Source organism: Erythrobacter sp. CCH5-A1 (assembly GCF_001557115.1).
Lineage (GTDB): Bacteria > Pseudomonadota > Alphaproteobacteria > Sphingomonadales > Sphingomonadaceae > Erythrobacter.
The window spans coordinates 1-17,960 of sequence record NZ_LSKQ01000307.1 but is presented as its reverse complement, the minus strand read 5'-3'; the positions used below and the strand labels follow the sequence as shown (position 1 = coordinate 17,960).

The following is a 17,960-nucleotide window of genomic DNA, read 5'->3' as shown; positions in this document are numbered from 1 at the left end:
GGGTGAGGGTGAAGTCGGGCGGCACCACCAGCGGCGCCTGACGCTGCACCGCGAACTCGTCGGGCCGCGCGCGGTTGAACACCCCGCCGTCGCCGCCGCATGCCGCGAGCAGCGCTGTCGAACCGGCCAGCAGGATCAGGGTGGCAGTCTTACGCATCTTGGGCCTCTCCACGGGGGCTTCCCCCGGCTTGTGTGTCGCCCTTGTCGCGCAGCAGCAGGCTGCGCGCAAGGATGATGACGACGCCGATGGTGATCGCGGCATCGGCGATGTTGAAGATCAGGAAGGGACGGAAGGTGCCGATATGGAAGTCGGCATAGTCGATCACGTAGCCGAGGTCATAACGGTCGCGGATGTTGCCGAGCGCTCCGCCGAGGATCAGCGCGAGCCCCGCGATCTCGCCGAGAAGCCGCTCGCGCATCATCCACACCAGCACCACCGCCGCGATGACGCCCGTGACCGCGACCAGCAGCCAGCGCGTCTCCATGTTGCTCGCCTCGAACATGCCGAGCGAGACGCCGCGGTTCTCGGTATAGGTGAGGTCGAAGAAGGGCAGCAGGTCGATGTGGAGCACCTGCCGCAGGCGGAGCGGGCCGATCACGTACCACTTCACCGCCTGGTCGACGATGGCTACCAGCGCGGCGAGCGCGAGGCCGATCAGCCGGTTGCGGGTGAACAGGGTGCTCATGCCACAACCTCCGCGCAGCGGCCGCACAGCGCGCCGTCTTCGGCGACGTCGGGCAGCAGCCGCCAGCAGCGGCCGCACTTGTGGTGGTGGCTCTTGGAGACGGTCACGGTGTCGCCCTGCCCGCGGGTGACTGTCGCGGTGATGAACAGCTCGGCGAGTTGCGCGTCGGTGACGCCCTCGGGCACGGCGGCGGCGGGGACCACCACCTCGGCCTCGAGGCTGGAGCGGATGGTCTTGTCGCGCCGCAGCGGCTCGATCGCCTCGTTGACCTGGTCGCGCAGGGAGCGCAGCCGCTCCCACTTGGCGGTCTCGACCACGACGCCCGGGACGCTCGGCCATTCGAGCAGGTGAACCGAGCCGCGCTGGCCTGCCGCGTCCGCCTCGCCGTCCTCGGGATAGCGCGAGAGCCACACCTCCTCGGCGGTGAACACCAGCACCGGCGCGGCGTAGCGGACGAGGGCGTGGAACAGCAGGTCGAGCACGGTGCGATAGGCATTGCGGGTGACCGAGTCCGGCCCGTCACAGTAGAGCGAATCCTTGCGGATATCGAAGAAGAAGGCCGAGAGGTCCTCGTTGCAGAAGTCCACCAGCAGGCGGGTGTAGGTGTTGAAGTCGTAGGCCTCGGCCGCCGCGCGCAGCTTGCCGTCGAGGTCCGCCAGCAGCGCGAGGATGTAGACTTCCAGTTCCGGCAGCTGGCCCGCATCGCTCATGTCGCCCACGAACCCGTCGAGCGCGCCCAAGAGATAGCGGAAGGTGTTGCGCAGCTTGCGGTACTGGTCGCCGACACCTTTCAGGATTTCATCGCCGATGCGGTGATCCTCGGTGAAGTCGACGCTCAATGCCCACAGCCGGATGATGTCCGCGCCGTAGGTTTCCATCACCTTGATCGGATCGACCGTGTTGCCGAGGCTCTTCGACATCTTCTTGCCCTTGGCGTCCATCGTGAAGCCGTGGGTGAGGATCTGATCATAGGGCGCGCGGCCGCGGGTGGCGCAGGATTGCAGCAGCGAGGACTGGAACCAGCCGCGGTGCTGGTCCGAGCCTTCGAGGTAGAGGTCGGCGGGCCATTGCAGGTCCGGCCAGCGCCCCGATTCCAGCACGAAGGCATGGGTGCAGCCAGAATCGAACCACACGTCGAGAATGTCGGTGACCATCTCGAACTCGGCAGGGTCGTGGTCCGGGCCGAGGAAGGCGGCCTTGTTGGCGCTGTTCCACGCGTCCATACCTTCCGCGTTCACGGCGGCGACGATGCGGGCGTTGACGGCGGCATCCTGCAGATAGGAGCCGTCAGGCCGCACGAACAGCGTGATCGGCACGCCCCAGGCGCGCTGGCGCGAGAGCACCCAGTCGGGCCGCCCCTCGACCATCGCGCCGATGCGGTTGCGGCCCTTGTCCGGGGTGAACTGGACGCGGGCGATCTCGGCAATGGCCGTGTCGCGCAGCGTGGTGCCGTCACCCAGCGGCTTGTCCATCGGCACGAACCACTGCGGGGTGCAGCGGAAGATCACCTTGGCCTTGGAGCGCCACGAGTGCGGGTAGGAGTGCGCGTAGTCGGCGCTCGCCGCGAGCAGCGCGCCCGCTTCGCGCAGGTCCGCGCAGATCGGGCCGTCAGGCGCGTTGAATTTCGGGTTGATGACGCTCATGCGGCGCTCATCGGCAGCGCCGAGCCAGCCCCAGTCGTCCCGGTAGCGCCCGTCGTCCATCACCGCGAAGACGGGGTTGATGCCTGCCGATTTGCACAGCTCGAAGTCGTCCTCGCCATGATCGGGCGCCATGTGGACGAGGCCGGTGCCGCTGTCGGTGGTGACGAAGTCGCCGGGGAGCAGCGGGCGCGGCGCGGCGTAGAACCCGCCGAGGTGGTGCATCGGGTGGCGGGCGAGGGTGCCGGCGAGGTCTGCGCCTTTGTAGCGACCACCCTTCACACCAAGCGCGGGGAAGACTTCAACCGTTGGCCCGACAGCACCCTCGACATTGATCTTCGACAGGGCTGCATTCAGCCGAGCCTTGAACGCCTCCACCAATTCCTTGGCGACCAAAATTCGGGTGCAGTCATCGGGAAGCCCGGCGGCCTCGGCAGCTTCGGCGGTTGCCACTTTGCCGGACTGAGGAGATGCCCCTTCTTCGGCACCCGCCTCATAGACGATGTCTAGCAGTTCGTACTCAACCTCCGGCCCATAGGCCAAAGCCTGATTGACCGGGATCGTCCACGGCGTCGTCGTCCAGATAACCGCGTGGGCGCCGACCAGTTCGGGGATCAGGCTTTCGACGATCTCGAACGCCACGTCGATCTGGGTCGAGGTGATGTCCTCGTATTCGACCTCCGCCTCGGCCAGCGCGGTCTGTTCGACCGGGGACCACATCACCGGCTTCGAGCCGCGGTAGAGGTTCCCCGCCTCGGCCAGCTTCAAGAGCTCGGCGACGATCACCGCCTCGCTCTCCTTCTGCATGGTGAGGTAGGGGTGGTCCCAATCGGCCATGATGCCGAGGCGCTTGAGCTGCGAGCGCTGCACGTCGACCCAGTGCTGGGCATAGGCGCGGCACTCGTCGCGGAAGGCCTTGACCGCCGCCTCGTCACGCCCTGCGCCGGTCAGGACGGGCTTGGCCTTCTTCTCCTTGCGGTACTGCTCCTCGACCTTCCACTCGATGGGAAGGCCGTGGCAGTCCCAGCCGGGCACGTAGGGCGCGTCCTTGCCCAGCAGGTTTTGGGTGCGGCAGACCATGTCCTTGAGGATGTGGTTCAGCGCATGGCCGATATGCATGTCGCCATTGGCGTAGGGCGGGCCATCGTGGAAGATGAATTTTTCGCGGCCCCGGCGGGCGGTGCGCAGCGCGTCATAGAGCCCGATCTGCTCCCAGCGCGCGGCAATGCCCGGCTCCTTCTGGGGGAGGCCGGCCTTCATGGGGAAATCGGTCTTCGGCAGGAAGACGGTGTCCCGGTAATCGCGCTGCGTGGTGTCGTCGCTCATGGTGCGCGGGGCCTTAGCCGTTCGCGCTGCCAGTGCAAAGACTCGTCATTGCGAGGACAGAAGCTGCCGCGCCTCGGCGCAGTCCTTGTCCATCTGCTCGATCAGCGCGTCGAGAGAATCGAACTTCGCTTCGCCGCGCAGGTAGTGGTGGAAGGCGATCTCGATCTCCTGCCCGTAGAGGTCGCCGGAGAAGTCGAAGAAGTAGGGTTCGAGCAGTTCCTTGGGCGGTTCGAACTGCGGGCGGATGCCGATATTGGCGGCGCCTTTCAGCACCTGGCCGTTGGCAAGGATGCGGCCCGTGACGGCATAGATGCCGTATTTGGGCCTGAGGTAGTTCTCCACCCCGAGGTTCGCGGTGGGATAGCCGATCGTCCGGCCTCGCTTGTCGCCGTGCTCGACAATCCCCCGGATCGCGAAGGGCCGGGTGAGGAGGCGCGCGGCCTCCTGCGGGTCGCCGTCGCGCAGCGCCTGCCGGATGCGGCTGGAGGAGACCACCTCGCCGCCCTCGGCCACCGCCTCCACCACCCGCGATTGCAGCCCCAGTTCGCCGCCGAGCGAGCGCAGCAGATCGACATTGCCCTTGGCGCCCTTTCCGAAGGTGAAATCACCGCCGGTCACCACCCCATGCGCGCCGAAGCGTTCGATCAGGATCTTCGCGATGAAATCCTCCGCGCTCGTCCCGGCCAGCTCGGCATCGAAGTGGAACACCAGCATCGCGGTCGCGCCGGCGGCGAGATAGAGCTCCTGCCGCTGCTCCAATGTCGTCAGCCGGAAGGGCGGCACGTCGGGCTTGAAGAAGCGCACCGGATGCGGATCGAAGGTCGCGATGATCGAGGGGCGGCCCTCGGCCTTGGCCCATTCGATCGCCTCGCCCGCCACGGCCTGATGCCCGCGGTGGAACCCGTCGAAATTGCCGAGCGCGATCACCGCGCCCCGCAGCGCGGCGGGCATCGCCTCGCGGTGATCGAGCCAGCACATCAGGCGGGGGCCCTCGGGCTGGCGAGCGGAGCGAGGCCCTGCCGCAGCACGCGCAGTGCGTTGCCGCCCATCACGGCGCGGATCTCGTCGGGGGTGAAGCCTTCGTCCATCAGCGCCTGCGTGACATGGACAAGGTTCGCGGTGTCGAACCGCACCGTGGTCGCTCCGTCATAGTCGCTCCCCAGCGCGACATGCTGGATGCCGACCAGATCGCGCACATGCTTCATCGCACGGGCGGCGGCGCGCGGGTCGGTGGAGCAGATCGCGCCGTCCCAGTAGCCGATCCCGATCACGCCCCCCGTCGCCGCGACGCCGCGGATCTCCGCGTCGGTGAGATTGCGGTTGACCTTGCAGGTCGCCTGCACTCCGCCGTGGCTCGACACCACGGGGCGGCGGGCCATCGCGAGGATGTCCGCCACGCAGGCCCGGCTGCAATGGGCGATGTCGACCACCATGCCGAGCGCCTCCATCCGCCGCACCACCTTGCGGCCGAAGTCGGTGAGGCCCCCCTTGCGCTCGCCATGCATCGACCCGGCGAGCTCGTTGTCGAAGAAATGCACGAGCCCCGCCATCCGCATCCCGGCGCCGTAAAGCCGGTCGAGGTTGGCGATGTCGCCCTCGAGACTGTGGAGCCCCTCGGCGCTGAAGATCGCCCCGACGGGCGGGCGCGGGGCGGCCCCGGCGCGCGCTTTCAGCAGCGCATCGAGCGAGGCCGCATCGGTCACTTTCACCAGCGCCCCGCTCGACCCGGCCGCCGCACGGTCGAGCTTGGCCGCGTGATACAGCGAACGCTCGAACAGCGAGAACCACGTCTTCGCCGGCTGGAGCTGGCCGATGGCGAGCAGGGTGATGTTGTCGCCATCGGCGCTGTTCTTGTCGTAGTTCTGGTTTTCAGGCGTCTTGGTGACGCTCGAGAATACCTGCAATGCGACATGGCCCTGCTGGAGGCGCGGCAGGTCCATGTGGCCGCGGTCCCCCTGCGCGAGCAGGCTGCGCTGCCACATCAGCGTGTCCGAATGCAGGTCGACGATGGTGAGCGTCGCGTGCAGCGCGCGGGCCTCGGCGCTGATCTGCGGCAGGGGCTCGCCGTCGATCGTGTTCATGCTGCGCTCGGCGATGCCGGGGGCGAAGCCGAAGAAGCCGACCGCACCGAGCACCAGCAGCAGCGCGAGGGCGATGCCGATCTTGCGGATCATGCCGCGCCCTTCCGATAGGTGAGGAACGAGAAGGCGGGGTAGTCCCCTTCCGCCGCATGGTCCTCGCGCGCGGTCTCGTGCCATTCGGGGCCAAGCGGTGGCATGAAGGTGTCGCCCTCGTAATCCGCGTGGATCTGGGTCAGCTCCACGCGATGCGCGCGCGGCAGAAAGGCCTCGAACACCGCCGCACCGCCGATGACGGCAACGGTCCCGGCGCCTGCGAGGGCGAGTGCGTCTTCGGTGGTGGGGACCGGTTCCGCCCCCTCGGCCTGCCACCCGACATCGCGGGTGAGGACGATATGGCGGCGGCCCGGGAGCAGGCCCGGCAGGCTGTCGAAGGTCTTGCGGCCCATCACCATCGGCAGGCCCATGGTCAGCGCCTTGAAATGTTTGAGGTCGGCCGGCAACCGCCACGGCAGGTCGCCGTCCTTGCCGATCGCGCCATTGGCGGCGCGGGCGTAGATCAGGACGATTTCGGGGGTCATTTGAGTGCGTGCCCCACGCGGGTGACGTGGCCCATCTTGCGCCCCTCGCGCGCCTCGCGCTTGCCGTAGAGGTGCAAGTGCGGCTCGCCCGGTTCGGCGAGGATCCGGTGCGCCTCGAGCGCCTCCTCGCCGACGATGTTGCGCATCTCGATCGCCTCGAAGCGGGTCTTGGTGCCCCCGAGCGGCAGGCCGCAGATCGCGCGGATGTGGTTCTCGAACTGGCTAGTGGCCGCGCCCTCGATGGTCCAGTGGCCGGAGTTGTGCACGCGCGGCGCCATCTCGTTGAACACCGGCCCTTCGCGCGTCGCGAAGAATTCGAGCGTCAGCACCCCGACATAGCCGAGCGCGTCAGCGACCTTGCGGGCCAGCTCGCGCGCGGCGGGAACTTGCGCTTCGACCAGCGCACCCGCGGGCAGCACCGAGCGCGCGAGCATCCCGCCCTCGTGAAGGTTCGCGGTCGAATCCCAGAACTTGACCTGCCCGTCGGCCCCGCGCACGAGGATCACCGAGAACTCGGTCTCGTACATCACGAAACCTTCGTAGATGCAGGTCACCCCGGGAAAGGGCAGCCCGCCCGCCTCTATCACGGAGCGCACGCGCCACTGGCCCTTGCCGTCATAGCCGTCGCGCGCGGTCTTGAGGATGCCGGGGGTGCCGACTTCGGCGATGGCAGCGGAGAGATCGGCCGCGCTCTCGACCCGCGCGTGCGGCGCCGGGCTTCCGCCAAGGTCGGCGGCGAAGGCCTTCTCGCGCAGCCGGTCTTGCGCCACTTCGAGCGCGCGGGGCGGGCAGGCGATGAGGTGCTGCGGCAGCGCGGCGACCGTGCCGAGAGGGACGTTCTCGAACTCCCAGGTCACCACGTCGCAGCCCTGCGCGAACCGCGCAAGCGCCGCAGTGTCGTCCCACGCGGCGGTGATGAAGTCCGTGCAGGCGTCCGCCGCGACATTGTCGCCCTCGGGCGCGAAGCCCACCACCCGGTAGCCCAGTTGCAGCGCGGCGACCGCCATCATCCGGCCGAGCTGACCGCCACCCAGAATGCCGATGGTCGAACCGGGCGCGAGCATCAATCCTCCGGGGTCTCGCCGACACCCGCGCTCTTGGCCGCGCGCCAGTCCTGCAACCGCTCCGACAGCGCCTCGTCCGAGAGCGCGAGGATCGAAGCCGCCAGCAGCCCCGCATTCTTTGCCCCCGCCTCGCCGATCGCCAGCGTGCCGACGGGAATGCCGCCGGGCATCTGCACGATCGAGAGCAGGCTATCCATGCCGCTCAAAGCCTTGGACTGCACCGGCACGCCCAGCACCGGCAGATGCGTCATGCTGGCGATCATGCCCGGCAGATGCGCCGCACCGCCCGCGCCCGCGATGATGACGCTGAACCCCTCGCCCTCGGCCCCCTTGGCGAAGGCCACCATCCGGTCGGGCGTGCGGTGGGCCGAGACGATCCGTGCCTCGTAGGCCACTTCCAGCTCGTCCAGCACCTCGGCGGCGCATTGCATGGTCGGCCAGTCGGACTGGCTGCCCATCACGATCGCGACCTTCCCCCCGGCGCCGTCCATCATGCGTCCTTCAGATAATAGCGCTCACCCACGGGAGCGGTGCCTTCGAATTCGTAGACGATCGGCTGGCCGGTCGGGATTTCCAGATCGGTGATGTTCGCGTCCGAAATCCCCGACAGGTGCTTGACCAGCGCCCGAAGGGAGTTGCCGTGGGCAGCGATGATCACCGTCTCGCCGGCCACCAGTTTGGGCAGGATGGTGCTTTCCCAATAGGGCAGCACCCGGAGGATGGTCAGCTTGAGGCTTTCGGTGTTCGGGATCGCGATCCCGGCATAGCGCGGGTCGGCAGCGAGATCGAATTCGCTCCCCGCCTCCAGCACCGGCGGCGGGATGTCGAAGGAGCGGCGCCAGATCTTGACCTGCTCGTCACCGTGCTTCGCCGCGGTTTCGGCCTTGTCGAGCCCGGTAAGGCCGCCATAGTGCCGCTCGTTGAGGCGCCAGTCCTTGACCTCGGGGATCCACAGCCGCCCCGCCGCTTCGAGCGCCAGATGCAGCGTCCTGATCGCGCGGGTCTGGAGGCTGGTGAAGGCATAGGTGGGGAGCACCCCCTTGTCCTTCAGCAGCGCGCCCGCGGCGCTCGCCTCGGCGACGCCCTTTTCGGTCAGGTCGACATCCCACCACCCGGTGAAGCGGTTTTCGAGGTTCCACTGGCTCTGGCCGTGGCGGACGAGGATGAGCTTGGGCATGATGGCTCCGTCGCGGATCAGGAGCGCTGCGGGTTAGCCCGCGTCGCGGGGTTTGGGAAGGGTCTGTGTGCTATCCGAATCGCCAAGCGCCCGCGCTTGCGCCTTCCGGCGCCGCAGGTTCTCGCGCAGCTTGGCTGCGAGGCGTTCTTCCCTTGCCTTGGCCGAGGACATATTCTTGGCGGAGTCTTCACTCATGTGAAACGCCTTGCCGTTATCAAAGCGCGCGCTCAAGCAGCAAAGCGTTAGCGCGACAAGAACGCCCGCTTGACATTGCTCGGGCGCGCGACAATAGGGCGCGCCTGTTTCCGGCGCTGCTGTAGCTCAGTGGTAGAGCGCACCCTTGGTAAGGGTGAGGTCGGGAGTTCAATCCTCCCCAGCAGCACCATATCGCGCGGCGCCCGGCGCCCGTGACCGGCAATCCGCTCCTACGATGCACGAATGTATGCGCTTCCGCCGCGGTTGCGCGGGCGTCATTGCGCCGCCATAGAGACCCCGGCCTCGGCAAGGACGCGAGCGATACATGGCGGTGATTGAAGGGCTCGCCGCTCCGGCGACGACGATTTTCGAGCGGATGTCGCGGGCGGCGGCCGAGGCGGGTGCGATCAATCTCGGGCAGGGTTTTCCCGACCTCGCCGATCCGCCCGAGCTGATCGAGGCTGCCCGGCGCGCGCTTTCCGACAAGAGCAACCAGTACCCGCCAATGCGCGGCCTTCCGGCACTGCGCCAGGCCATCGCAGGCTTCTATGCGCGCGAACAGGGCCTCGCGCTGGACGAGCGCGAGGTGCTGGTCACTTCGGGCGCGACCGAGGCGCTGGCCGCCGCGATCCTGTCGCTGGTGCGACCGGGCGACGAGGTGGTGCTGGTCCAGCCGCTCTATGACGCTTACCTGCCGCTGGTTGAGCGCGCCGGGGGCATCGCGCGCTTCGTCAACCTGACCCCGCCCGGCTGGACGCTGCCGCTGGATGCGCTCGCGGCTGCGATCAATGATCGCACCCGGCTGCTGATCCTCAACACCCCCAACAATCCCGCCGGCAGCACCATCGACCGCGCCACGCTCGAAGCGGTGGGCGCTCTGGCCGAGCGTCATAACGTCATCCTCCTGTGTGACGAGGTGTGGGAGGCGATGCTGTTCGAAGGGGCCGCGCATGTCTCGCCGTTGGCGGTCCCGGCCCTGCGCGAGCGCACGGTCAAGATCGGCTCGGCGGGCAAGATCTTCTCGCTGACAGGGTGGAAAGTGGGCTGGGCCTGCGCTGCGCCTCAGCTGGTCGACACGCTGAGCGCCAGCCACCAGTTCCTGACCTTCACCACGCCGCCCGCGCTGCAATGGGCGGTGGCCGAGGGGCTGGAGCTCCCCGCCGCCTGGCATGCCGCCCACCGCGCGCGCTACGACGGGGGCCGGGCGCGGCTGATCGCCGGGCTGGAGCAGGCAGGCTATGTCGTGCTCCCCAATGCCGCGACCTGGTTCGTGACCGTCGACCTTGCCGCATCGGGCATCGCGATCTCCGACATGGCGTTCTGCAAGCGCTCGATACCCGAGGCCGGGGTTGCCGCGATCCCGATCAGTTCCTTCTATGCGCAAGACCCCCTGACCGGCTATGTCCGGCTCTGCTTCGCCAAGGGGAACGACACGCTGGATGCGGCGGTCGAACGTCTGGCGCGCTTTCGCAAGAGCCTGATGTGATGGACTTCGCCGCTGCCGCCCAGTTGATTGTCGAAGCCGGCCGCCGCCTCGATGCGCGCGGGCTCGCGCCTGCCACGGCGGGCAATTACTCGGTGCGCCTCGCCGACGGGAGCATCGCCGTCACCGTCTCGGGCGCGCACAAGGGGCGGCTGACGACCGAGGGCGTGATGCGGGTCGACGGTGCGGGCCGCGCGCTCGATGCCAAGCGCCCCTCGGCTGAAACGCTGCTGCATTGCCTCGTCTACGAGCTCGACCGGAATGCGGGGGCAGTGCTCCACACCCATTCGGTGAGCGGCACGGTGCTGAGCCGCGCGCTGGGCGACGCGATCGTGCTGACCGGCTACGAGCTGCTCAAGATCTTCCCCGGCACCGACACCCACGACACCAGCATCGCCATCCCGCTGGTCGACAACAGCCAGGACATGGCCGCGCTGGCTGAGGAACTGCGCCCGCTGATCGCCGCGCAGCAGCCGATAGTCCCCGCCTTCTACATCCGCGGCCACGGCCTTTATGGCTGGGGCCCGACGATGGACGCCGCCGAGAACATGATCGAAGCCGTGGAATTCCTGCTCACCTGCGCGTGGGAGGAATTGAAGCATCAGGGAGCCCGCCCGTGACCAGCCTGACCCAGTATGCCGACGCCGCGCCGCATGACGCCTTGCAGCGGCTCGACGACTTCCCAGCCATCGCCGCCGCGCTTGCGCCGCATGGCATCGTGCTCGAGCGCTGGGCGGCTGATGCGCCGCTCGCGGCCGATGCCTCCGACGCGGACATCCTCGCCGCCTATGCGGGCGACATCGCCAAACTCAAGGCGCGCGGCGGCTACCAGAGCGTCGACGTGCTGCGGCTTGGCCCCGACCATCCCCAACGCGCCGAATTGCGCGCCAAGTTTCTCGCCGAGCACATCCATGACGATGACGAGGTGCGCTTCTTCGTCGAGGGGGCGGGGCTGTTCTACATCCATGCAGGCGGGCAGGTGCACGCGCTCGAATGTACGGCGGGCGATCTGATCGCGGTCCCGGCCGGCACGCAGCACTGGTTCGACACCGGCGCGCGGCCGAGCTTCACCGTCATCCGCCTGTTCACCACCCCCGATGGCTGGGTGGCGCGCTTCACCGGCGATCCGATTGCGGAAAGCATCCCGCTCTACGAGGGCGTGGCTGCGTGACGCCGCGCGCGATCCTCACCGATATCGAGGGCACCACGTCGAGCATCGCCTTCGTCCACGAGGTGCTGTTCCCTTACAGCCGCGCGCGGCTCGCGGGTTATGTGGCCGGACATTCGGCAGGGCCCGAGGTGGCGGCGATCCTCGATGCGGTGCGCGCCGAGGCAGGAGAGCCTGCGCTGGACCTTGCGGGCTGCACCGCGCTGCTCGCGGAATGGCACGATGCCGACCGCAAGATCGCGCCACTCAAGTCGCTGCAGGGCCTGATCTGGGCCGAGGGCTATGCGGCGGGGACGCTTCAGGGCCATGTCTATGCCGATGCGGTCGCGGGCCTCAGGCGCTGGCATGCGCAGGGAATCGAGCTCTACGTCTATTCCTCGGGCTCGGTCGCGGCGCAGAAGCTGATCTTCGGGCACACGGCCTACGGCGACCTGACGCCGCTGTTTGCGGGCCATTTCGACACCGCAGTGGGGGGCAAGAAGGAGGCGGCGTCCTACGCCGCGATTGCGGGGGCGATCGGGGTTCCGGCGGGCGAGATCCTGTTCCTGTCCGATGTCGAAGCCGAGCTTGATGCCGCGGCCGCTGCCGGGTTTGAGGTCACGCTCCTCGCCCGCGACGGGGTACCTCCGGCCTCAGCCTACCCCGTGGCCGAAAGCTTCGACACGATCCTCCCCGCCGAGGCTATTGCATGAAAATCGCAGGCACCGCCACCCGCTCGATCTGGCTCGGGCCCGATGGCTGGAGCGTCGGAATCTTCGACCAGCGCCGCCTGCCCTGGGCGATCGAGCGCATGACCCTTCGCAGCGATCACGAGGCCGCCATTGCCATCGCCGAAATGGCGACGCGTGGCGCGCCGATGATCGGGGCGGTCGCGGCCTATGGTCTCGCTTTCGGGCTCAAGGTCGACCCCTCCGACGCAGGCCTCGCCGCCAGTTTCGAGCGGCTGCGCGCCACCCGACCGACGGCGGTGAACCTGCTCTGGGCGCTCGAGCGGGTGCGCCGCGTCGTCCAGCCGCTCCCGCCCGGCGAGCGCGCCGCCGCCGCCCATGCCGAGGCGGGGCGCATCTGCGACGAGGACGTGGCGATGAACGCCGCGATCGGCGAGGCAGGGCTCGCGCTGATCCGCGCGATCTCGGCGCGCAAGGGCGGCCAGCCCGTCAACATCCTCACCCATTGCAACGCCGGCTGGCTCGCCACGGTCGACTGGGGCACGGCGACCGCGCCGATGTACCGCGCGCATGACGCAGGCATCGCGCTCCACGTGTGGGTCGACGAGACCCGCCCGCGCAACCAGGGCGCGCTCACCGCCTTCGAACTGGCCGAGCACGGCATCCCCCACAGCTATATCGTCGACAATGCCGGCGGGCTGCTGATGCAGCGGGGCGAGGTCGACATGGTGATCGTCGGCACCGACCGGGTGACCGCCAACGGCGATGTCTGCAACAAGATCGGTACCTATCTCAAGGCGCTGGCGGCGCGGGCGCATGACGTGCCGTTCTATGTCGCGCTGCCGTCATCCACCTACGATCCGGCCACCCTGACCGGCGCCGACGTGCCGATCGAGGAGCGTTCGGGAGAGGAAGTCTCAGCCGTGACGGGCGAAGGCGGGCAGAAGGTCACCGTGACCCGCTCGCCGGTGCGCAATCCCGCTTTCGACATCACCCCGGCTGCGCTGGTCACCGGCTTCATCACCGAAGCCGGCATCGCCGCCGATGCGAAGGCGCTCGCCGCTATACTGGCGCGCTAGGCCTCCGCCAGCGCCTCAAGCGCGGTTCCGGCGGCGAGCCATGTTTCCTCCGCGCGCGCAAGCGCCTCGGCGGTGGCCGCGCGCTCGGTCAGCAGGCGTTCCATCGCCGCGCCGCCGCCGCCGCCGGGCGTGCCGCTCTGGGCAAGGATGCGCGCGTCGAGTTTGGCCAATTCGTCGGTCAGCCGCGCGATAGCGGCCTCGGCCTTGCCGAGATCGGATTGCGCCGCGCGCAGCTGCGCGCCCGAATGGCCCCCGCCCTTGCCGCCGCCACCTTTGCCGCCGCGCCCGTCCTTCGGCTGGTTCCGGCCGAGGATGAAGTCGATGTAATCATCCACGCTGCCGTCATATTCGCGCGCCGTCCCGCCATCGACCAGCAGCAGCCGGTCAGCTGTCAGCTCGACCATGTGGCGATCGTGGCTGATGAGGATCACCGCACCGCTGTAGTCGTTCAAGGCCTGCACCAGCGCCTCGCGCGCGTCGACATCAAGGTGGTTGGTCGGCTCGTCGAGGATCAGCAGATGCGGCGCGTCGCGGGTGATGAGCGCGAGCGCGAGGCGCGCCCGCTCCCCGCCCGAGAGCTTTTCGACCCGCTGCGTCGCGCGCGGGCCCGAGAACCCGAACCGCCCCAGCTGCGCGCGCACCGCAGCGGGCGATTGCCCCTGCATTGCGCGGGTCATCAGATCGAGCGGGGTTTCCTCACCCGCCAGTTCCTCGACCTGATACTGCGTGAAATAGCCGACCTTGAGCTTGCCCGGTGCATTGACCGCGCCCTCGGCCGGGGCAAGCTGCGCCGCGAGCAACCGGGCGAGTGTGGTCTTGCCATTGCCGTTGCGGCCCAGAAGCGCGATCCGGTCATCTGCCTCGATGCGGAAATTCAGCCGCTTGAGGATCGGCGGTGCCGCGCCGTAGCCGACCGCCGCCTGTTCGAGCGTGATCATCGGCGATTTCATCTCGGAGGGATCGGGGAAATCGAAGCTCAGCGAGGGGTCTTCCATCAGCGCGGCGATGGGCTGCATCTTGGCGAGCATCTTGGCGCGCGACTGGGCCTGCTTGGCGGTCGAGGCGCGGGCCGAGTTGCGCGCGACGTAATCCCTGAGCCGCGCGGCCTGCGCTTCCTGCGAGGCCTTGGCCGCCGCCAACTGCGCGGCGCGCTCGGCGCGCTGCTTCTCGAAGGCGTCATAGCCGCCCGGATAGAGTGTCAGCTGCCCGCCCTGGAGGTGGAGGATGTGGTCGACCACCTTGTTGAGGAGGTCGCGTTCATGGCTGATGACCACCAGCGTCGCGGGATAGGACTTTAGGAAGTTCTCCAGCCACAGCGTCGCTTCGAGGTCGAGGTGGTTCGACGGTTCATCCAGCAGCAGGATGTCGGGCTCGGAAAACAGCAGCGCGCCAAGGGCAATGCGCATCTTCCACCCGCCCGAGAAGCTGTCGACGGGGCGCTGCTGCATCTCTTCATCGAAGCCGAGGCCATTGAGGATCTTGGCCGCGCGCGCCGGGGCGGAATAGGCGTCGATGGCAAGCAGGCGTTCGTGCACGTCGCCCATGCGGTCCATGTCGGTGCAGGTTTCCAGCTCGGCGAGCAGCGCGGCGCGTTCGGTGGCCGAGGCAAGCACGACCTCTTCAGGCGTCATGCTACCGCTGGGGGCCTCCTGCGCGATATAGCCGATCCGCGCACGGGCGGGCTTGGAAATCTCGCCATCGTCGGGCTCGATCTCGCCAATCAGCGTCTTCATCAGGGTCGATTTGCCCGCCCCGTTGCGGCCGATCAGGCCGACGCGGGCGCCCACCGGCACGGTCGCGCTGGCGCGCTCGAGGATCGCCCGGCCGCCGAGCCGGACCGTGACATTGTCGATGGTAAGCATGGGCGCGCCTGTAACAGCCTATCGCTGGCGGCCCAAAGGAATTCCCTTGTGCGGCGCGCGCGGCGGCAAAACTCTGCGCCACCCCCCAAATTTGACGATACGCCCCGTCCCCCCACTCGGCTATCCCCTCAGGGCACAACCAAATGCCGGGGAGAGGCGCTATGGATCTGGGATTGAAGGGCAAGAAGGTCATCATGAACGGCGGGGCGCATGGCCTCGGCCTCCAATCCCTCAAGCTGTTCGCCGCAGAGGGCGCGGATGTCGCTTTCTTCAGCCGCAAGGAAGACAAGATCGCCGCCGCCGTTGCCGAGATCGACGCCGCCGGCCCCGGCAAGGTCTTCGCGGAAGTCTTCGACATGGCATCGGGCACCGAGGCCTACCAGGCGTGGCTCGAGAAAGCCGTCGCGGAACTCGGCGGGTGCGATATCTTCGTGCACACTGCGAGCGCCTCGGGCACGGGCGGGGCGGGGGACTGGCAGGCGTGCCTCGACATGGACCTGAAGGGCGCGGCCTATGCGGTCGAGACGCTGACACCCTATCTCGAGGCCTCGGGCACCGGCTCGATCGTGATGCTCTCGAGCACCGCCGCGCTCGAAACCTTCATCGCTCCCAACCCCTTCAACGCGATCAAGGCGGCGCTGATCACCTATGCCTCGCAGCTCTCGCAGGCTCTCACCGCGAAGAACATCCGCGTGAACACCGTCTCGCCGGGCGCGATCTACTACAAGGGCGGCAACTGGGAGATCATCGAGGAGCACATGAAGCCGCTGTTCGATGCGACCCTCGCGAAGATGCCCACCGGCCGCTTCGGCGAGCCGGTCGAGGTCGCCAAGGCGATCGTTTTCGTCGCGAGCCCGGCGGTGCCCTACATGACCGGCGCGAACATCGTGGTCGACGGCGGCTTCACCCAGCGCGTCCAGTTCTAATCCCTTCCCCTGAGAGGTCCCAAACCATGGCGCAGATCGACCGCGACAAGCTGCTCGACATCTACACCCGCACGATGAAGGTGAACCGCACCGACGAGAAGTTCCGCGAGCTCTTGATGGGCGGCAAAGTCGCGGTGATGTATTACTGCGTGCGCGGGCAGGAGCTGGTCTCGGCCGCGGCGATGGCGGCGCTCGAGAAGGACGACTACGTCGTCTGCACCTATCGCGGGCAGGGCGAACAGACCGCCAAGGGCATCCCGATGGAGAAGTGGTGGGGCGAATGCCTCGGCAAGGCGACCGGGACCTGCAAGGGCAAGGGCGGCACCATGCACATCACCGATCCCGAGACCGGCATCATGGTCACCACCGGGGTGGTCGGCAGCGGCCTCCCCATCGCCAACGGCCTCGCGATGGCGAGCCAGAACAATGGCGACGGGCGCGTGACGCTGGTCAGCTTCGGCGACGGGGCGGCCAATATCGGCGGCTTCCACGAGGCGATGAACATGGCCCAGCTCTACAAGCTGCCGGTGATCTTCCTGTGCCAGAACAATCGCTACGGCGAGCACACCGCCTATGCCGACCACACCGACAGCCCCAACATCGCGAGCCGCGCGGCGGGCTACGGGATGCCGGGCGTGACGGTGGATGGCAACGACGTCCACCAGATCTACCCCGCGGTGAAGGAAGCGGTTGACCGCGCCCGCCGCGGCGAGGGGCCGACGCTGGTCGAGGCGATGTGCTACCGCATGATGGGCCACTTCTTCGGCGCCGACTTCAGCTACATGCCGCCCGAACACATCGCCGAGATGAAGGCGGAAGACCCGCTGCCCAAGCTCAGGAAGGTGATGCTGGAGCACCAGTTCACCGAGGAAGAACTGGACGCCATCGTCGCCGACATCGACGCGCAGATCAACGCGGCGGTCGAACACGCGCTCGCCGCGCCGCTGCCGGATACCGACGAAATCTACAAGGACGTGCTGGAGGAGACCGCCTGATGGCCCAGATCACCATGACCCAGGCGCTGAACCTCGCGATTGACGAGGCGATGGCCGAAGATCCGGGCGTGTTCTGCCTCGGCGAGGACGTTTCCGCCAAGCAGGGCGGCGGGGTGTTCAAGGTCACCTCGGGGCTGACCGAGAAGTATGGCGAACACCGCATCCGCGCGACGCCGATCTCGGAGACCGCGATCATCGGGGCGGCTGTCGGTGCGGCGCTCGCGGGCCAGCGTCCGATTGCCGAGATCATGCTGATGAACTTCGTCGGCGTGTGCATGGACCAGATCGTCAATCACGCGGCGAAGCTGCGCTTCATGAGCGGCGGGCAGACCCCGTGCCCCATCGTGATCCGCACCACCACCGGCGTCGGCGTCGGCTTCGGCGGGCAGCACTCGGACATGCTCGAAGCATGGTTCGCGCACGTCGCGGGGATCCATGTGGTGACGCCCAGCAACCCCGCCGATGCGCGCGGGCTGATGCGGGCGAGCATCGACGCCAATGACCCGGTGATCTTCATCGAGAACATCCTGTGCTACGGCCTCAAGGCCGAGGATCCGGGCCCGGGCTACCGTGTGCCGCTCGGCAAGGCGGCGGTGGCGCGCGAGGGCAGCGACATCTCGATCATCACCTATGGCCGCACCGTGCTCGACGCACTGGCGGTGGCCGATGATCTGGCGAAGGAAGGCATCAGCGTCGAGGTCGTCGACTTGCGCACCATCGCCCCCTACGACGAGGCGACCGTGCTCGCGAGCGTGCGCAAGACCGGCCGCGCGCTCACCCTGCACGAAGCCGTCCGCCCCTTCGGCACCGGCGCGGAACTTGCGGCCAACATTCAGGAAAAGTGCTGGGACGACCTCAAGGGCCCGGTGCGGCGGATCGGCGGGACGTTCTCGGCGGTGCCCTTCGCCAGCCACCTCGAACAGGCTTGGATCCCGACCAAGCCGCAGATTGTCGAACAGATCAAGGCGAGCGTAGGAAAGCTCTGACACCTCCCCTCCCCTTCAGGGGAGGGGAGGTGTCAGAGCTTTCCTA

19 protein-coding genes and 1 tRNA gene are annotated in these 17,960 nt (G+C 68.0%); 9 read left to right on the top strand and 11 right to left on the bottom strand.

The genetic code is table 11. The annotated features are described in order from the left end of the window. The 10 genes from AX708_RS20650 to AX708_RS21000 all read right to left on the bottom strand — a co-directional run. The coding region (locus AX708_RS20650) for a DUF3035 domain-containing protein (protein ID WP_156454600.1) at positions 1–157 on the bottom strand (157 nt) is incomplete at its 3' end. Continuing rightward, positions 150–686: a signal peptidase II gene (gene lspA / locus AX708_RS18790; RefSeq protein ID WP_066532053.1), complete on the bottom strand. Its 537-nt coding sequence runs from the start codon at positions 684–686 to the stop codon at positions 150–152. The genes AX708_RS20650 and lspA, both read right to left, overlap by 8 nt. Continuing rightward, positions 683–3,652 carry an isoleucine--tRNA ligase gene (locus tag AX708_RS18785; RefSeq protein ID WP_066532054.1) on the bottom strand — a complete coding sequence of 990 codons (2,970 nt, stop codon included), beginning with the start codon at positions 3,650–3,652 and terminating at the stop codon, positions 683–685. The genes lspA and AX708_RS18785 overlap by 4 nt, the downstream gene beginning before the upstream one ends. 45 nt (positions 3,653–3,697) lie before the next feature. Then, positions 3,698–4,630 carry a bifunctional riboflavin kinase/FAD synthetase gene (locus AX708_RS18780; RefSeq protein WP_066532055.1) on the bottom strand — a complete coding sequence of 311 codons (933 nt, stop codon included), beginning with the start codon at positions 4,628–4,630 and terminating at the stop codon, positions 3,698–3,700. Continuing rightward, positions 4,630–5,826: a dipeptidase gene (locus AX708_RS18775; protein WP_156443490.1), complete on the bottom strand. Its 1,197-nt coding sequence runs from the start codon at positions 5,824–5,826 to the stop codon at positions 4,630–4,632. The genes AX708_RS18780 and AX708_RS18775 overlap by 1 nt, the downstream gene beginning before the upstream one ends. Beyond that, positions 5,823–6,311 (bottom strand): dihydrofolate reductase, encoded by a 489-nt coding sequence (locus tag AX708_RS18770; RefSeq protein ID WP_066532056.1) that lies wholly within the window; start codon positions 6,309–6,311, stop codon positions 5,823–5,825. Before AX708_RS18770 ends, AX708_RS18775 begins: the two co-directional genes overlap by 4 nt. Beyond that, entirely contained in the window at positions 6,308–7,375 is a 1,068-nt protein-coding gene (locus tag AX708_RS18765; protein WP_066532058.1) for a 5-(carboxyamino)imidazole ribonucleotide synthase, read from the bottom strand. Before AX708_RS18765 ends, AX708_RS18770 begins: the two co-directional genes overlap by 4 nt. Beyond that, positions 7,375–7,866 (bottom strand): 5-(carboxyamino)imidazole ribonucleotide mutase, encoded by a 492-nt coding sequence (purE, locus tag AX708_RS18760; protein ID WP_066532061.1) that lies wholly within the window; start codon positions 7,864–7,866, stop codon positions 7,375–7,377. The genes AX708_RS18765 and purE overlap by 1 nt, the downstream gene beginning before the upstream one ends. Continuing rightward, a complete protein-coding gene (gene gpmA, locus AX708_RS18755) occupies positions 7,866–8,552 on the bottom strand; it encodes a 2,3-diphosphoglycerate-dependent phosphoglycerate mutase (RefSeq protein WP_066532064.1) in 687 nt (228 codons plus the stop codon). Before gpmA ends, purE begins: the two co-directional genes overlap by 1 nt. Before the next feature lie 33 nt (positions 8,553–8,585). After that, positions 8,586–8,747, bottom strand: coding sequence for a hypothetical protein (locus AX708_RS21000; protein ID WP_197426247.1), 162 nt, complete (start codon positions 8,745–8,747; stop codon positions 8,586–8,588). A gap of 115 nt (positions 8,748–8,862) precedes the next feature. On the opposite strand from AX708_RS21000, the gene AX708_RS18750 reads away from it, so the two are divergent. From AX708_RS18750 to mtnA, 6 genes are all read left to right on the top strand, one after another. Continuing rightward, positions 8,863–8,937, top strand: a tRNA-Thr gene (locus AX708_RS18750). Positions 8,938–9,072: 135 nt separating this feature from the next. Next, positions 9,073–10,233 (top strand): aminotransferase, encoded by a 1,161-nt coding sequence (locus AX708_RS18745; protein ID WP_066532066.1) that lies wholly within the window; start codon positions 9,073–9,075, stop codon positions 10,231–10,233. Continuing rightward, positions 10,233–10,850 (top strand): methylthioribulose 1-phosphate dehydratase, encoded by a 618-nt coding sequence (locus AX708_RS18740; protein WP_066532068.1) that lies wholly within the window; start codon positions 10,233–10,235, stop codon positions 10,848–10,850. The genes AX708_RS18745 and AX708_RS18740 overlap by 1 nt, the downstream gene beginning before the upstream one ends. Beyond that, on the top strand, positions 10,847–11,401 hold the full coding sequence (locus AX708_RS18735; protein WP_066532070.1) for an acireductone dioxygenase: 555 nt from the start codon (positions 10,847–10,849) through the stop codon (positions 11,399–11,401). Before AX708_RS18740 ends, AX708_RS18735 begins: the two co-directional genes overlap by 4 nt. Further along, a complete protein-coding gene (gene mtnC / locus AX708_RS18730; RefSeq protein WP_066532080.1) occupies positions 11,398–12,090 on the top strand; it encodes an acireductone synthase in 693 nt (230 codons plus the stop codon). The genes AX708_RS18735 and mtnC overlap by 4 nt, the downstream gene beginning before the upstream one ends. Further along, complete coding sequence (gene mtnA / locus AX708_RS18725; RefSeq protein WP_066532083.1) at positions 12,087–13,145, top strand: S-methyl-5-thioribose-1-phosphate isomerase; 1,059 nt, start codon at positions 12,087–12,089, stop codon at positions 13,143–13,145. Before mtnC ends, mtnA begins: the two co-directional genes overlap by 4 nt. Here mtnA and AX708_RS18720 read toward each other — a convergent pair. Next, positions 13,142–15,007, bottom strand: a complete 1,866-nt coding sequence (locus AX708_RS18720) for an ABC-F family ATP-binding cassette domain-containing protein (RefSeq protein ID WP_066532088.1) — start codon at positions 15,005–15,007, stop codon at positions 13,142–13,144. The genes mtnA and AX708_RS18720 overlap by 4 nt on opposite strands. 161 nt (positions 15,008–15,168) lie before the next feature. Between AX708_RS18720 and AX708_RS18715 the strand changes: the two genes are divergently transcribed. The 3 genes from AX708_RS18715 to AX708_RS18705 are packed head-to-tail and all read left to right on the top strand — an operon-like array spanning position 15,169 to position 17,914. Next, complete coding sequence (locus tag AX708_RS18715; protein WP_066532090.1) at positions 15,169–15,933, top strand: SDR family NAD(P)-dependent oxidoreductase; 765 nt, start codon at positions 15,169–15,171, stop codon at positions 15,931–15,933. A 26-nt stretch (positions 15,934–15,959) separates the two neighbouring features. Next, the gene (locus AX708_RS18710; RefSeq protein ID WP_066532092.1) at positions 15,960–16,928 is read left to right on the top strand and encodes a thiamine pyrophosphate-dependent dehydrogenase E1 component subunit alpha; all 969 of its coding nucleotides are present in this window, start codon (positions 15,960–15,962) and stop codon (positions 16,926–16,928) included. After that, on the top strand, positions 16,928–17,914 hold the full coding sequence (locus AX708_RS18705) for an alpha-ketoacid dehydrogenase subunit beta (protein WP_066532095.1): 987 nt from the start codon (positions 16,928–16,930) through the stop codon (positions 17,912–17,914). The genes AX708_RS18710 and AX708_RS18705 overlap by 1 nt, the downstream gene beginning before the upstream one ends. The last annotated feature ends 46 nt before the right edge of the window (positions 17,915–17,960 follow it).